Here is a 15,109-nt window from a genome sequence, read left to right as displayed (position 1 = left end):
CACACCCGGTGTCGGGACCACCATAGTCGGCCTGGGAGAAAACCGTCCAAGTGGTGTTAAAGAGGTTGTCCTCTGGGGCGCAAGTCGCGTCTGGGTCCCGGACCCCAGGGCGGTCCGGCAACACTGATGTTGTTGGATGGTGACGTGCCTGAACACGACCCCAGTCCGGACGCTGTGATCGCGCTAGACCGGGTGACCATCCGGCGCGGCGACAGCGTCCTGCTCGACGCGCTGAGCTGGCAGGTCGAGCTGGACGAGCGCTGGGTCGTGCTCGGCCCCAACGGCGCTGGCAAAACCACCTTGCTGCAGGTCGCGGCCGCGCAGATGCACCCGAGCAGCGGCCGCGCGTACGTGCTGGGCGAGCGCCTGGGCGCGGTGGACGTGTTCGAGTTGCGGCCGCGGATCGGGCTCACCACCTCGCAGGTTTCCGGCCGGGTGCCGGCCTCCGAGCGGGTGCTCGACGTGGTGCTGACTGCCGCGTGGGGCGTCGTCGGGCGGTTCACCGAGACGTACGACGAGATGGACGTGACCCGGGCTCGCGAGCTGCTGGAGGCATTCGGCGTCGGTCAGCTTGCCCACCGGACGTACGGGACGCTGTCCGAGGGCGAGCGCAAGCGCGTCCAGATCGCCCGCTCGCTGATGACCGACCCGGAGATGCTGCTGCTGGACGAACCGGCCGCCGGGCTGGACCTGGGTGGCCGGGAGGATCTTGTACGCCGCCTCTCGCAGCTCGCCGCCGACCCGGACGCACCTGCGTTGGTGCTGGTCACCCACCATGTCGAGGAAATCCCGCCGGGCTTCACGCACGCCCTGCTGCTGGCTGACGGGCAGGCGGTCGCGGCGGGGCTGACGCCGGACGTGATCACCGCGGACAACCTGTCCAAGACGTTCGGGATGCCGCTGACGCTGGATCGCCAGGTGACCCCGGCCGGCGACCGCTACACCGCGCGGGCCGCTAGTTAACTGACGTTTGGGAGGCTTGATGGGCGAGTTCGTACGGCTTGAGGTCAGCGACGGCATCGGCACGATCCGGCTGGACCGGCCGCCGATGAACGCGCTCAACGAGCAGATGCAGGACGAGCTGGCCGAGATCGCCACCGAGGCGTCCGCGCGCGAAGACATCAGCGCGGTGGTGATTTACGGCGGACCGAAGGTTTTCGCGGCCGGCGCGGACATCAAGGAAATGAAGACCCGCTCGTACGCGTATATGTCCGTACGAGCGCACCGGCTGCAGGCGTCTTTCGTGGCGGTCGCCAAAATCCCGAAGCCAGTCGTTGCCGCGATCACCGGCTATGCGCTCGGCGGCGGGCACGAACTGGCGCTGTGCGCGGACTTTCGGGTGGCCGGCGACAACGTCAAGGTCGGCCAGCCGGAGATCCTGCTGGGCATCATCCCGGGTGCCGGTGGCACCCAGCGGCTGACCCGGCTGATCGGCCCGGCGAAGGCGAAAGACCTGGTCTTCTCCGGTCGGTTCGTGGCCGCCGATGAGGCACTTTCGTTGGGGCTGCTGGATAAAATCGTCGCGCCGGACGACGTGTACGAGGCGGCCGTCGCGATGGTCCGGCCGTACGTGGGCGCGGCCTCGCTGGCGCTGCGGGCCGCGAAGGCGGCGATCGACGGTGGCATCGAGGTCGACCTGACTTCCGGGCTGGCGCTGGAAAGCCAGCTCTTCGCGACCACCTTTGCCACTCAGGACCGAACCGCCGGCATGGAGTCCTTTGTGGAGAACGGGCCGGGCAAGGCCACTTTCACCGGCCAGTAGAGGAAGAGAAATCCGCATGGCAGTCACCAAAGAAGAGGTCGAAGCCGCTCGGCACGATCCGAAGCAGGCGAACATCCTCTACCACGACTGGGAAGCGACCACCTACGACGAGAAATGGTCGATCTCGTTCGACGACCGCTGCACGGTTTATGCGAAGGAGCGGTTCACCAGCATCGCCGGCGAGGACGGCTGGCCGTACGAGACGGCCCTGGAAATCGGCAGCGGCACGGGATTCTTCCTGCTGAACCTGATGCGTGCCGGGGTCGCCACCTCCGGGATCGTCACCGACATCTCGCCCGGCATGGTCGAGGTCGCCACCCGCAACGCCAAGGAACTCGGTTTCGACGTGACCGGCCGGGTGGCCGACGCGGAGACCATCCCGGTCGAGGACTCCTCGGTTGACCTGGTCGTCGGACACGCGGTGCTGCACCACATCCCGGATGTGGACCAGGCTTTCGCCGAGGTGCTGCGGGTGCTCAAGCCCGGCGGCCGGTTCGTTTTCGCCGGAGAACCCACAAAATACGGCGATGTGATCGCCCGCAAGCTCTCCCAGCTGACCTGGTGGGCGACCACCAACGCGACCAGGCTGCCGGTGCTGGCGGACTGGCGCCGGCCGCAACAGGAGCTGGATGCCTCCAGCGAGGCGGCGGCCCTGGAGGCAGTCGTCGACCTGCACACCTTTGACCCGCATTCCTTGGCTGTCCGGGCCGTCCGCGCCGGGGCGCAGGATGTTTCGGTGAAGACAGAGGAATTCACCGCCGCCTGGTTCGGCTGGCCGGTGCGTACGTTCGAATGTGCGGTGCCGTCCGGAAAACTCGGCTGGAACTGGGCCATGTTCGCGTACAAGGGCTGGCTCGCCCTGTCCGCCGTCGACAAGCACGTCTTCAGCCAGGTGATCCCGAAGGAACTGTTCTACAACCTCCTCATCACCGGCACCAAACCGCTGTAGGTCAGGGGGTTGGGCGTACGGGTGGGAGTTGTCCTTGGTGGGTGGCGCGCAAAACTGTGGTGAGGTCGGCCCGGAGGTGTTCGATCCGGGTGGCGCCGAGAGTTTTGGCCCATTCGGCCTCCAGGTCGCGGTAGATCTGGTCCACCGCGGCGAGTAAGCGCTGGCCGCGGCGCGTGAGGCCGACGAGTTTCGCCCTGCTGTCGCCCGGATGGACGGTGTGCTGGACATAGCCGGCCTCGTCCATCGCGGTCACCAGCTTGGACGCGGCCTGCTTGGTCGTGCCCATCAGCGCGGCGATCTCGGTCGCGGTGATCGGGCCGGAACGCACGGCCAGCAGGATAAATCCGAACGCCGGCCGTACGTCGTGCCAGCCCTGCTCGGCGAGCCGAGCGTGCAGGCCGTCGATCAGGTGCCCATAGGCCATCGCGAAAAGCCTGGCCAGTGGGACCGTCTCGGCGGCCTCGCTCATGTTATTCGGCCCAGGGCGGGGTAAAGGCCGGACTGTCGGCCATCCGGGCCTGACCACCAACTGGCATGCAGCAGATCGTACGCAGGGTCTCCTGCCCGGCGTTGGAAATCGCGAACGGCGTGTCCGGCGGCACCACGATCGCGTCGCCGGCGCCGGCCGAGAACGTCCGGTCGCCAAGGACAACGGACGCTTTGCCGTTGAGTATCACGAAAACCTCTTCGAGAGTGACCTCGTGCGGGGCCGCTTCGGGGCCCGGCTCGATTTCCACCTGCCAGACGCTCAGGTGGGTGGAGCCGCGGCTCGGGGTGGCCAGCGAGGTGAACTTGGTGCCGGGCAACTCGTGGGTCGGTTTTTCGGGGGCGGGAATGACGGGCATTGCTTGACTCCAATGGTCAATGTGGTTGACGAACTCCAGGAGTATGCATCGATCCTCGCCGGATAGTCAACCTAGTTGACGGACTAGCAATAGGGCGGCTGGTGGGTGAGAGTGGACGCGATCCGCATAAACAGCGCGAACTGCCGGAAAAGGTCCGGCATGGCAGCGGTGGTCTGGATCGTACGGCCGTCCCGTGCCGTCACTCCGGGAATGCCGAGCAGGTGGGACGCCACCGACGCGGACTGCCAGCGGACCGCGAGAGTCGCCGTGCCCGGCACCGGCTTGACCTTGCCGCCCTTGTTCTTCGCACGTCGCACGGCATCGCGAGCGCCGGTCCGGATCGCCTCCCGCGCCTGGACGGCCGGGCGCAGTTTCGCGGCGAACCGGTCGATCGCCCATTTCACCGGCACGGTCGCGACTTTCGCGTTCCACTCGGCCATTTCCGCGCAGGCCGCGTCGTCGCCGGAGAGCAGGATGACCGGTACGCCGAGGGCGGCGGCGGTCGCGTACACCATGCCGATCTCGCCGACCGGCCGGTCGTCGAGCCACATGTCCTCAATCTCGTGGCCCATGAAACTGTGGCTCAGCACGCCGAGCGCGCCGGACCGGGTGTGAAAGCCGATGCACAGCACCGCCTCGAAACCCGCGTCCAGGCCTTCCAACATGCTCATCGGTTTCGCCTTGCCGCGTACCAACTCCGCGACCGGGTGCAGTCGATCCGGCAGCAGGCTCCGCATCGGGCCGTGCGCGTCGTTGACGAGAACCTCGGTGGCGCCGCCTTCCAGGGCTCCGCTGACGGCCGCGTTCACGTCCTCGGTCATCATCACCCGGCCGGCCTCGTAGTCCCGGCCGGTGGGCTGTACGTCGTGGAAGTCAACCAGCCCGGTGACGCCCTCCATGTCCGCACTGACATAGACCTTCACGTATCCGCCTTCGGTCTCCCGGCAAAGTCCCATCATGCCTGCCAGCGCGCTGGCTCGCCGGGTGGTCCGGTAGCGTGCGCGAGGTGGGACGGCGAGATCCGCGGCAGGCCAGGTTTCTCACCCTCGCGTCGCTGCGCTGGGTGATCCGCAACCGCGCCTGGACCCCGTGGTATTTGATCCGCTACCTGCGCCTCGCCCGCCTCACCCTGACCCGTCGGGACATCGTCCTGGAAGGCATGGTTTTCCTGGGAAAGAAGGTGCGGTTCGAGGTCCGCCGCGGCTATGGCCGGATCGTGGTGGGCCGCTGGGTGCACATCGGATCGGGCACCAAGTTCCGGGCCCACGAGGGCACCATGCGGATCGGCGACAAGTGCGTTTTCGGCAGTGAGAACACCATCAACTGCTACGTCGACGTGGAGTTCGGCGCCGGTACGCTGATCGCCGACTGGGTGTACGTGACGGATTTCGACCACGTCTACGCCGATCCGTCGGTGCCGATCAAGGACCAGGGCCTGGCGAAGTCGCCGGTCCGGATCGGCCCGGGCAGCTGGCTCGGCGTGAAAGTCACCGTGCTGCGCGGCGCCAGCACCGGCCCTAACTGCGTTTTCGCCGCCCACACCGTGGTCAAGGGCACCGTACCGGCGGCGAGCGTGGTCGCCGGCGTGCCGGGCCGGGTGGTCAAGGACATCGCGCAGGCCTGGGACCTCGCTGCCCAACAACGCGCCGATGTCGCCGACATGGCCCGCAAACAGGCCGAAGCCGTCAGCGAGCTGCGCGCCGCCGATCGGTAATCCGCCGGACCAGCGCCGACCGTCGGATAAAGTCCCGCACTCGGTGGGAAATCAGTCGGTGCCGTCGGCGAGGAGATTTCCGTCGGGGACCACGATGCGCAGGGGAGTGGGGGCTCGGCCGGTGCGACGAAGGGCGGCGGCGAGTTCGCGTTCCTCGATGACGGCTTGTTCGTACGTTTCGATGACCTGCTCGGCGATCCGCGGCCAGGCGTAGTCCCGCGTCGCCACCGCGCGGGCCTGTCGGGAGAGTCGCCGGGACAACACCTCGTCGCGCAACAGTCGACTGACGGCGTCGGCGATCGCGGCCGGGCTGCCAGCTGGCACTTGCAGCGCGGAGACGCCGTTTTTGGCCAGCTCAGCCAATCCGCCGGTGTCCGAGAGCACGAGGGTGGCGCCGGCGGCGGCGGCTTCCAGGGCGACCATGCCGAAAGGCTCATAAATGCTCGGCACCAGCGCGCAGTCGGCGGCGGCGGCGAGCGAAGCGAGTTGTCGGCCGGGGACGAAACCCAGCCACTGTACGGATTTCCCGAGCCGGAGCCGGCGGGCCTGGGCACGCAGTTCGTCGCCGTACGGGCCGTCGCCGGCGACCACCAACCGCAGTCCCGGGTGCCGGCGGCGCAGCCGGGGGAGGGCGGCGAGAATGTCCTGCAGACCTTTTTCGTACACCAGTCGGCCGCTGAACAACAAGAGTGGGGCGTCCAATGTGGACCCGTACGTGCGGCGGACCGTACGAACAGCGGCGGCGGAGACTTTCCAGTCCTGCGGGTGAACACCGTTCGGGACGGTGTCCACTTTGGCCGGTGGCAGCTCGAAGAGCTGGGTGATCTGCCAGCGCATGTATTCGCTGCAGGCCAGCACCCGGCGGGCCTCGTACGTGAGCCACCATTCGACCGAATGAATGGAGCGGTTCAGGTCGCCGGGCAGCCAGCCCTGGTGCCGGCCGGCCTCGGTGGCGTGCATGGTGGCGACCAGCGGCACCCCGAGGTGGTGTTTGAGGGTGGCGGCGGCGTGCGCGACGAGCCAGTCGTGGGCGTGGACGACCTCGGGCTGGATCTCGTCGCAGACCGCGAGCGCCGCCCGGGTGACGGCGTGGTTGAAGGCCATCGTCCAGGCCAGCAGCGTCTCGGGGTTGAACTCGAACAGCGGCGGGTCGTCCGGCACCCGGATGACCCGTACGCCGTTGACGATCTCGTCGGCCGGGGCACCGGGCGCGTGCCGACTGATGACGGTGACCTCGTGACCCGCCGCGGCCATCGCCTCGGACAGCGCATGCACGTGACGGCCAAGCCCGCCGACTACTGCCGGCGGGTATTCCCAGGAGAGCACCAGAGTCCGCACCGCCGATCATGGTGCCAGACCCTTACTCGCAAGTAACCACCGGGTGGCGGCGTGGCCCCGTCAGTCGTACGTGACGAGGCCACGTCATCAGAACTAGATAGTCCAGTTCACGTACATGCGCCACTCGTAGATGCCGGGCAGCTGCCGGCAGTCGTACTCGCGCCAGCGCCCCTGTGCGATGCCCGCGTCACCGTCGGCCCAGCACATCCTGGGGTCGTAGTAGTCCGCGTACGGCCCCACGGCCCAGATCGCCGGGCTGATCGTCGTCGCGGACGCCGCCGACGGCGCGCTGACGGCTGGCGTGAGCGCCAGCGCCGCGATGCCCAGCGCGAGGGCCATCCTGCGTATTCTCATGGGTGCCTCCAAAGTGATCGAAAGGGCACCCTTAAGAACGCGCGATGTTCGACTATGTCACGCGATAAGCGACGCCATCAGGCCGAGTGGCGGCGAGCCGAGCGCCAGCAGCTCGCGGTGGAACCGCGGCAGGCCGAAGTCGGCGCCCCAGGCCGCACGGGCCCGCTCCCGCAGTGCGAGGATCTCCAGCTTGCCCCATGTGTAGCGGCCATAAGTGGGGTCGAAGGTGCCGCGGCGGGCCTCCGACCAGGCGGCCTGGCTGGGGTTGCCGGGCGTCCCGTAGAAGGTGTTGATGGCGAACTGCTCGGCCGCCTCGGCCACCGTCAGCGCGCCGGTGTGCAGCGCGATCGCCATCGCGAGGCGGGTCACTCGTACCAGCCCCTCGATCGCCACCCCGGCGGCGTAGCGGGCGTCGTCGTCCCGGAAACCCTCCTGCAGCGCCATTTCCTCGCAGTAGTGCGCCCAGCCCTCGATGAACGAGTTGCTGTGCAGGGTCTTGCGTACGTCGCTGGTCAGGCTGCGCATCGCCAGGAAGTGGCTGAAGTGCCCGGGCGCCACCTCGTGGATGGTGATCGCCGGCAGGGTGGTCCGGCTGAACACCTCCAGCCAGCCCTCCTGCTCATCCTCGGGCCAGGACGCGTCCGGCGGAGTGATGTTGTAGAAGGTCTGGCTGGTTGGTTCGTACGGCGCGACCGGCGACAGCGACGCGATGGACCACCGGTAGGACTCCGGCGACGGGCGTACGAGGCACTCGCCGTCGGTCGGCGCGAGGTCGTGCCGCTTTGTCCAGGCCAGCACCTCCTCGGTCTGGTCGCGGGCCTCGTCGAGCACCCCGTCAGCGTCCGGGTGGTCTGCGTTGAGCCGCTGTACGGCGTCGGCCACCGACACACCCGGCAGCAGCCGCGCGCAGGCCTCGGTCAGCATCTCGCGCAGCCGGTCCCGCTCGGCGTCGGCCTGTTTGCCCAGCTCGGAGAGGTCGATCGGGACCGCTTCGGAGGCCGACAGGAGGCTGGCCAGAGCCGGGCCGCCGAGCGCCGCGTCGGCCGGACCGTGCTCAGCCGCGGCGGCGATGTGTTCGACGAACCGGGCGTGCGCTTGTAGGGCCTTCGCCTCGATGTCGGACCGATCCGCGTCCAGCCCGGCGGCCACGCCCCGGGCGGCTCCCAGGCACGCCTGCGCGACCGGCGCTGGCACCTGATCGAGCGTACGGACGGCCATGTCGACCGCATCTGGCCAGCTGGCGAGGTGCCGCTCACGGGCTTGTGCACGGTCCGCGGTTGGCGCGTAGTCACGCTCGTAGCCGGTCAGCTCCAGGTTCGCCTGGTGCAGCAGCGGGAACCGCCGGTGCAGCTGCAGGTCCCCATACACGACCTGGGCGCTGTGTTCGAAAGCGGCCAGGTGCGCCTCGTCTTGCGGATCGTCGAGTTTTCCCTGCTCCTGCGCCTCTTTGACGGTCGCGAGGGCGCGCTGGACGCCGTCCGCCGAGAGGTCCTGGATCCGTCCGTCATATTCGTGCAGGCCGGCCAGCTCCCGTGCCGTGGCAAGGTCGAGTTCGGTCACCGCTCGCAGTCGATCAGTCATCCTCGCAGGCTAGACGACGTACATATGGCCGGCCTACAGAGTTGGGCGCTCGATCAGACGTTTCGAACATAAAAAATGTTCAGAGATTTGTGTTCAGAACATCAATCGTGTTCGAATCATCGTGTGAGTAGTGACGAACGGGTGCGTACGATCGTCCAGGCCCTGCGGGCCGCCGAGCGGATCAGCGTGGTCGACCTGGCCCGGGAGACCGCGTGCTCGGAGATGACGATTCGTCGGGACCTCGACCTGTTGGCCGCGCAGGGCGTGCTGCGGCGGGTTCGCGGCGGCGCGGTGAGCCTGCTCCCGCGTGGCGACGAGCCACCGTTCGCGCTGCGGGAGCTGGAAGAGCTGGCAGCGAAGAAGCGGATCGGCGCGGCCGCGGCGGCGATGGTGACCGACGGTGAGGCGGTCGTCGTCGACGGAGGTACGACCGGCCGCGAGGTAGCCCGGGCGCTGATCGGCCGGCGGATCACCGCGATGCCGTTAGGACTGCACGTGGCGAACACGCTGTCGGCCCCGGCAGGAGGACATGGCGGCGTACGCCTGCTGATGCCGGGCGGGGAAGTCCGGGCCGGCGAGCTCGTCTTCACCGGGCATCTGACCACCCGGGCGCTGCGGTCGCTGCGCTTCGACACGGTGATCCTGGGCTGTTGCGGGATTTCCGCCGAGCACGGCCTGACCACCTTCGACCTCGACGACGTGGACGTGAAGCAGGCGGCGCTGGAATCCAGCCGGCGGGTGATCGCGGTCGCGGACGCCACCAAATTCGCCCGTACCGCCCTCGGCCAGGTCTGCCCGCTGGCCAGGATCGACGTACTCATCACCGACACGAGCGCCCCGGAGCGCGTGATCGCTGACTTCCAAGCCGCCGGGGTGGAGGTTCGGCGTGTCTGAATCGTTGCGGGCGCGGCTTTTCCCGGCCGCCCCGGCAGTGGATTCCCGGCTGCGCAAGGCAAGGTGGGCGGTGATTGGCTACTTCTTCCTGATGGGCATGCTGGCCGCCACCTGGGCGGTCCGGATCCCGGACGTGAAGATGCGGCTGGGGCTGACCAATGGGCAGCTCAGCTACGCGCTGCTGGCCTTCGGTATTGGCTCTATCGCTTGCATTCCGTTCGTTGGCCGGCTGGTGGACCGGTTCGGCAGCCGACTGGTGGTGCTGGTGGGTGGCGTGCTGTGCTGCGTGGTCGTCCTGGGCCCCGGCCTCGCGCCCAGCTACTTTTGGCTGGTGGCCGCACTTTTCTGCTTCGGTGTCGGCTTCAACACCCTCGATGTCGGGATGAATGCGCACGCGGTCGAGGTCGAGCGCGCGTACGGACGACCGATCATGACTTCTTTTCATGCGATTTACAGCGTCGGCGGATTTGCCGGCTCCGCGTTCGGCGGTGCGGCGGCCGCGCTGGCGATTGGCGCGTTGCCCACTTTCGCGGCGGCTGCCGTACTGATGCTGGTGATCGCCGTGCTGGGACCGGCCTGGCTGCTTCCGCCGGCGACGGGGTCTTCGGCGCGTACGGACCCGTCGGCATTGCCGGTCAAGCGTCGCGGCCCGTCGCTCGCGGTGATCGTGCTGAGCCTGCTCGCGATGTTCTGTTTCCTCGCCGAAGGTTCGGTGGCCGACTGGAGTTCCATCTACCTGCACGAAAACCTGGGCACGACGGCCGGCACAGCGGCGATCGGCTATGCGGTCTTCTCCATCACCATGACGATGGGCCGGTTTATCGGGGACCGGCTGGCAATGTGGCTCGGTCCGGTCCGGCTGGTCCAGCTCAGCGCCGGGTTCGGCGCCGCCGGCATGGCCGTTGGTTTGCTGGTCAACCAGCCGATAGGGGCCGCGATCGGCTTCGGAATCTTCGGTTTTGGGCTCGCCAGTATCGTACCGCAGGTCTTCACCGCGACCGCGAACCGCAATCCCGACCGGGGCGGCCGTGACCTCGGCCAGGTGGTCGGCACCGGCTACGCCGGCATGCTGCTCGGACCGGTCGCCATCGGCGCTGCCGCGTCACTGGTCACTTTGCCAGTGGCGCTGGGAATTCCGGTGGTGCTCACGGTCGTGGTGGCCATACTGGCGCCGATTCTGCGCCCGGCCCGCCGGCCCGCCGTCGAAACCGCGCCGGTCGGGTGAATTTACCGGCGAGTCCGGATGCGGACGCGCGTTACAGCGGTTAATCAGGGCATTCGTCGCTCCGTCCGCGGTTGTCGACTGGTGAGCATGAAGGTAAGACGCATGGTGGCCGAGAAAGGTTGCGGTCGTACGATAATCAGTGCTGGGTCTTTTGCGGAAAAGGCTGGATCGTACCGGCGTGTCCGAATATCGCGTCTGGATGACAAATGCCATCCAGACGGCGAAGAACCGCTGCTGAAGGACGCGGTTCATCCGCGGCTGTCATTCTCTATGCTGGGATTAGCTGGGTTGCTCATCAAGGGCGATGCGCCCAGTACAGTAAAGATTCGGAGTTGTCATGACAGCGTTGTCGCCATCTCACCAGCCGTCACTGCGCATTCTGACGGTCACCAACCTGTGGCCGGAGAGTGGCAGTTTTCGCGGCGTCTTCGTACGCGAACAGGTGGAAGCCCTGCGCAGACAGGGACATCAGGTGGATGTGGAGGTGGTCGCGCAGGCCCGCGGCAAAGTCGACTATTTGCTGGCCGCGCCTCGGGTACGCCGTCGCGCCCGCGCCGGCCGTTACGACATCGTACACGTCCATTACGGCCTGACCGCGCTGGCCGCGCGGCTGGTGACCGGTATTCCGAAGATCCTTTCGCTGTACGGGTCGGATATCAACTCGCCACGACAGCGGCGGATTACCCGGCTCGGTGCCGGCTCGGTGGCACGGATCTACGTGTCACGCCGATTGGCTGTCACGGCCGAGGAACCAGAGGCCACGGTCATCGCCAACGGTGTGGATTTCGAACTTTTCACTCCGACCGATCGGGCCGAAGCCCGAGCCACTTTGGGCATAGATCCCGATGCGCGAGTGGTCTTGTTCGGCGGTCACCCGGACAATCAGGTCAAGGGATATGACGTTTTCGCTGATGTACTCGCCGAGCTGCGCGAGCGCGGCGTACCAGCACAGGAACTGGTGCTGGCCGCGCCGGGACAGGACAGGCCCGCGGTAGTCCCGAAGTTCGCCGCCGCGGATGTCATGTTGTTTACTTCTCGAAAGGGCACCGAAGCGTCGCCGACGGTGGTGAAGGAAGCGGCCACCATGAATTTGCCCGTCGTCACCGTGGATGTTGGTGATGCCGCCGAGACGCTGGCGCACGCCTCGCCCAGCACCGTGGTGAAGTTCCCGGAACCGTGGGGAACCGACGAATCCCGCGCGACGTTGATTACCCGCCTGGCGGACGCGGTAGAACCGCTGCTGACCAGCCCGACCCGCTCCACTGGCCGCGAGGCGTTGGCCTGGTTGGACACCGCAAACGTCACTCGGCGGCTGGTCACGGTTTACCGGTCACTGCTGGGATCTTCGACCCACTGACGGTCCGCGAGTCGTACTTCTGTGTCACCTCTTCGCCGGATTTCCGACAATCGAGGGCACCGGCGAAATTTTCCCTGCATATCGGACGCATGTGGAATCGAGCGCAACCTTTCATGCCGGCCGATGCGTCATTACTTGCACCAGGGCTGGTCTTGCGACCTCAGACGGGAACCGGACCTGGGCATCAATACCTCACAGAGGCAGGCCCATCGGAAGGCTGATAAGCGTGGCTCCCGCTCCACATACATCCGCGGTGATACCGCTGCCAGACCTCGAACCTTTTCGAGGTGACCAAGGAAAGGCTTTCTCGCCAGGTCCAGCACAGCTGTCCGCCGACCGGCTGGCCGCGATGGGCTATGTCGAGGAAGAGTACGTAATCCGGGGCGTGTCGACGACGTTCCGGCACGGCGAGGACAGTGAGATCGACGTGGGTCCCCAGGCCGCGTACGTCACCCGGATTCTGGTTCGGACCCCGGCACAGTTCGACCGATTCAACGGCACCGCGGTGGTGGAATGGCTCGATGCCACCGATTCCGTCGACACGGCGCACGAATGGGCATACACCCAGCCGGAGCTGGTGCGCGGAGGTTTCGCCTGGGCCGGTGTTTCGGTGCAGCGCGCCGGTGTGATGGACGGGCTAAAAGGCTGGGACGCCCAGCGGTATTCCTGCCTGCACCATCCCGGCGACGAATATTCTTACGACATGTTCTCGCAGGCCGGGCGGGCCATCCGGGCGATCTTGCCAGGGGTTCGCCTGCTGGCGGCCGGAATGTCGAAGTCGGCGCACCGGCTCACCACCTATGTCAACAAAATTGACCCGATCGCCGAAGTCTTCGACGGATATCTGGTGCATTGTCGGCCGACGTTCGCGCAGCCCAAAGTGCCCCATCGCGCGGATACCGTCGACGATTCGGGATCCGTACGATTCGCAGATGTTCTGCGGGTGCCGGTGCTCGTCCTGCAGACCGAGACCGAGGTCGCCAGTTCTGGGTACGGATCCGTCCGGCAGCCGGACGAGGAATGCTTCCGGCTGTGGGAAATCGCCGGAGCGGCGCGATCCGACGCGTACCTTCAGGCGATGGCCCCGCTCCATCCCCTCCAACGCCGGCCATCGGATATCATCTCGGCGCTGGCCAGCCGAGCGAAGATGTTCGGGCCGGGTCTCAACCAGTTCGTGACTTCGGGCCCACAGCACCATTACGTGGCCAACGCCGCGCTTCACAGCCTCCATCGCTGTCTTCGCGATGGTGTTGCCTTGCCGTATGGCGATCGGCTTGCCACCGTCGCGCACGCACCGCACATTCTCCGGCGTGACGTGCGCGGCAATGCGGTGGGCGGAGTTCGGACACCGTGGGTGGACGTGCCGACCGCGTTGCTGACCGGAGTTGGTCCACAGGACGGCATCCCGCCCGAGCCCACCGATCTGACCGCGCCTTTTCCGGCCGCGATGTTGAAAGAGATCTATCCAAGCGCGGACGCGTACCAAACCGCGTTCGACGCGGCGACTGACACCGCCATTGAGAACGGGGTCATCCTGCAGGCGGACGCTGCCGAGATCAAGGAAACAGCGTCAATAGTCTATTTGATGTCGCTCAACAACTGACGGTCGCGCTGCACCGTCTTCCGCGATGCCCGTCAACAATCATTGGATTACCTATGACAAAGATGTCAGGGCGCACCACCTGGCTGCTCACCGGCGGCGCCGGCTACATCGGCTCACATGTGCTGCACGCGATGGATCGGTCCGGACACAAATGTGTTGTCCTGGACGACCTGTCCACCGGCGTGGCAGAGCGCATTCCGGTCGGAACACCGCTGGTCGTGGGATCGGTCCTGGACACCGCCTTGGTCGAGTCGACCATTCGCGAGCACGACGTCCGCGGCATCGTCCATCTGGCCGGACGAAAGTCCGCTCCGGATTCGGTTCGCCACCCGATCTTCTATTACAACGAGAACGTGGGTGGCATGATCTCGTTGTTGGACGCGGCCATCCGGGCCGATGTGCGCAGGGTCGTGCTTTCCTCAAGCGCGGCGGTCTATGGCACCACTGACGTTTCCCCGGTTTCCGAGGACGCCGACTGCCGGCCGGAGAATCCGTACGGCGAGTCCAAGCTGAACTGCGAGAAGATCCTCGCCCACGCGTCGACGGCGCACGACATCGGCTATATCTCCCTGCGGTATTTCAACGTCGCCGGCGCGGCCACCGCGCAACTGGCGGACCGTGGTGGCGACAACCTCATCCCGAGAGTTTTCGCCGCGCTGCAGCAGAACGTACCACCGAAGGTGTTCGGGGATGACTGGCCGACCAGCGACGGCACGTGCGTACGCGACTACGTCCATGCCCTCGATCTCGCGGCCGCGCACGTCGAGGCAGTGGACCTGTTGGAGCAGCGGTTTACCCGACGGACGTACAACGTGGGTCGCGGCGACGGCAGCACCGTGTTCGAGGTGCTCGACACGATCAAAACCATCACCGGATGCGACTTCGAACCAACCGTCGTTGCTCGGCGCCCAGGCGACCCCGCCGAGGTGGTCGCGGACGTGACCCGGATCGAAGCCGAACTTGGCTGGCGAGCCAAGTTCGACCTCTCCGAAATGGTCGCCTCAGCCTGGGCCGGCTGGCCACGCACCAGTATCCGAGACAAATCAGCGGTGTAATTCCGCCGACCACTGACCACCTTGGAACAGGTCATCTACCAAGGCGGGGGTGTTGTAGTGGACTTTCCCCGGACGTGGCCGATGGGCTGGTGCTACGGCTGGTCAAGTGTTAGTCGGACGGTTGCTGCGCAACATGGGCCTGTCGCCGGGGCGACCGTTTGTGGCGGGCAGAGCTGGAAGAGCGACGAATATTCCGCCTCTGTCGGACGCCAGAGCGTGCTCTGAAACAGGGGTTTCCACAGGGGCATTTAGGTGGTCCGTTTCTTATCCACAGAAACGAAAACTGGCAGCCCGACTGTCGATGGCAGCCAGTAAAATCGGGTCATGAGCAGAAAACGACGGCGACCGGAATTCACCGACCCCAACAAGCAACCGTGGCGCACCATGCCACCCAGCTGGGTCCCCCTGCAGATGCTGGAAGAACTCGACCGG

At 66.6% G+C, this 15,109-nt stretch carries 15 protein-coding genes; 9 read left to right on the top strand and 6 right to left on the bottom strand.

Translation table 11 applies throughout. The features are described from left to right. Window positions 1-126: 126 nt before the first annotated feature. Genes ABD301_RS02560 through ABD301_RS02550 form a run of 3 tightly spaced genes read left to right on the top strand, consistent with a single transcriptional unit; the run spans window position 127 to window position 2,711 of the window. On the top strand, window positions 127-963 hold the full coding sequence (locus ABD301_RS02560; RefSeq protein ID WP_344306760.1) for an ABC transporter ATP-binding protein: 837 nt from the start codon (window positions 127-129) through the stop codon (window positions 961-963). A gap of 19 nt (window positions 964-982) precedes the next feature. Continuing rightward, window positions 983-1,762: an enoyl-CoA hydratase/isomerase family protein gene (locus tag ABD301_RS02555; protein WP_344306758.1), complete on the top strand. Its 780-nt coding sequence runs from the start codon at window positions 983-985 to the stop codon at window positions 1,760-1,762. 16 nt (window positions 1,763-1,778) lie between these two features. Further along, window positions 1,779-2,711, top strand: coding sequence for a class I SAM-dependent methyltransferase (locus ABD301_RS02550; RefSeq protein ID WP_344306756.1), 933 nt, complete (start codon window positions 1,779-1,781; stop codon window positions 2,709-2,711). A gap of 1 nt (window position 2,712) precedes the next feature. Here ABD301_RS02550 and ABD301_RS02545 read toward each other — a convergent pair whose 3' ends face one another. The 3 genes from ABD301_RS02545 to ABD301_RS02535 all read right to left on the bottom strand — a co-directional run bounded on the left by ABD301_RS02545 (window position 2,713) and on the right by ABD301_RS02535 (window position 4,515). Next, the gene (locus ABD301_RS02545) at window positions 2,713-3,180 is read right to left on the bottom strand and encodes a MarR family winged helix-turn-helix transcriptional regulator (RefSeq protein WP_344306754.1); all 468 of its coding nucleotides are present in this window, start codon (window positions 3,178-3,180) and stop codon (window positions 2,713-2,715) included. Between the two features lies 1 nt (window position 3,181). Next, a complete protein-coding gene (locus ABD301_RS02540) occupies window positions 3,182-3,556 on the bottom strand; it encodes a cupin domain-containing protein (RefSeq protein WP_344306752.1) in 375 nt (124 codons plus the stop codon). An 83-nt stretch (window positions 3,557-3,639) separates the two neighbouring features. Continuing rightward, window positions 3,640-4,515, bottom strand: a complete 876-nt coding sequence (locus tag ABD301_RS02535; protein WP_344306750.1) for a M55 family metallopeptidase — start codon at window positions 4,513-4,515, stop codon at window positions 3,640-3,642. A gap of 47 nt (window positions 4,516-4,562) precedes the next feature. Here ABD301_RS02535 and ABD301_RS02530 point away from each other — a divergent pair, with 47 nt between their 5' ends. Continuing rightward, entirely contained in the window at window positions 4,563-5,270 is a 708-nt protein-coding gene (locus tag ABD301_RS02530) for an acyltransferase (RefSeq protein WP_344306748.1), read from the top strand. Window positions 5,271-5,321: 51 nt separating this feature from the next. Here ABD301_RS02530 and ABD301_RS02525 read toward each other — a convergent pair whose 3' ends face one another. From ABD301_RS02525 to ABD301_RS02515, 3 genes are all read right to left on the bottom strand, one after another. Further along, window positions 5,322-6,608 carry a glycosyltransferase family 4 protein gene (locus ABD301_RS02525; protein WP_344306746.1) on the bottom strand — a complete coding sequence of 429 codons (1,287 nt, stop codon included), beginning with the start codon at window positions 6,606-6,608 and terminating at the stop codon, window positions 5,322-5,324. 93 nt (window positions 6,609-6,701) lie between these two features. After that, window positions 6,702-6,962 (bottom strand): hypothetical protein, encoded by a 261-nt coding sequence (locus tag ABD301_RS02520; protein WP_344306744.1) that lies wholly within the window; start codon window positions 6,960-6,962, stop codon window positions 6,702-6,704. 57 nt (window positions 6,963-7,019) lie between these two features. Further along, window positions 7,020-8,543: a DUF885 family protein gene (locus tag ABD301_RS02515; RefSeq protein WP_344306742.1), complete on the bottom strand. Its 1,524-nt coding sequence runs from the start codon at window positions 8,541-8,543 to the stop codon at window positions 7,020-7,022. A gap of 123 nt (window positions 8,544-8,666) precedes the next feature. Here ABD301_RS02515 and ABD301_RS02510 point away from each other — a divergent pair, with 123 nt between their 5' ends. The 5 genes from ABD301_RS02510 to galE all read left to right on the top strand — a co-directional run bounded on the left by ABD301_RS02510 (window position 8,667) and on the right by galE (window position 14,677). Beyond that, complete coding sequence (locus ABD301_RS02510) at window positions 8,667-9,437, top strand: DeoR/GlpR family DNA-binding transcription regulator (RefSeq protein ID WP_163567532.1); 771 nt, start codon at window positions 8,667-8,669, stop codon at window positions 9,435-9,437. Next, the gene (locus tag ABD301_RS02505) at window positions 9,430-10,662 is read left to right on the top strand and encodes an MFS transporter (protein WP_163567533.1); all 1,233 of its coding nucleotides are present in this window, start codon (window positions 9,430-9,432) and stop codon (window positions 10,660-10,662) included. The genes ABD301_RS02510 and ABD301_RS02505 overlap by 8 nt, the downstream gene beginning before the upstream one ends. 337 nt (window positions 10,663-10,999) lie before the next feature. Continuing rightward, complete coding sequence (locus ABD301_RS42270; protein WP_425551879.1) at window positions 11,000-12,019, top strand: glycosyltransferase family 4 protein; 1,020 nt, start codon at window positions 11,000-11,002, stop codon at window positions 12,017-12,019. Window positions 12,020-12,272: 253 nt separating this feature from the next. Then, the gene (locus tag ABD301_RS02495) at window positions 12,273-13,622 is read left to right on the top strand and encodes an alpha/beta hydrolase domain-containing protein (protein WP_344306737.1); all 1,350 of its coding nucleotides are present in this window, start codon (window positions 12,273-12,275) and stop codon (window positions 13,620-13,622) included. A 53-nt stretch (window positions 13,623-13,675) separates the two neighbouring features. Further along, window positions 13,676-14,677, top strand: a complete 1,002-nt coding sequence (gene galE, locus ABD301_RS02490) for a UDP-glucose 4-epimerase GalE (RefSeq protein ID WP_344306735.1) — start codon at window positions 13,676-13,678, stop codon at window positions 14,675-14,677. Window positions 14,678-15,109: the final 432 nt, after the last annotated feature.

This window comes from Fodinicola feengrottensis (assembly GCF_039530045.1).
Classification (GTDB): domain Bacteria; phylum Actinomycetota; class Actinomycetes; order Mycobacteriales; family HKI-0501; genus Fodinicola; species Fodinicola feengrottensis.
The sequence above is the reverse complement of the archived record's forward strand: the minus strand, read 5'-3'. Positions and strand labels throughout refer to the sequence as shown.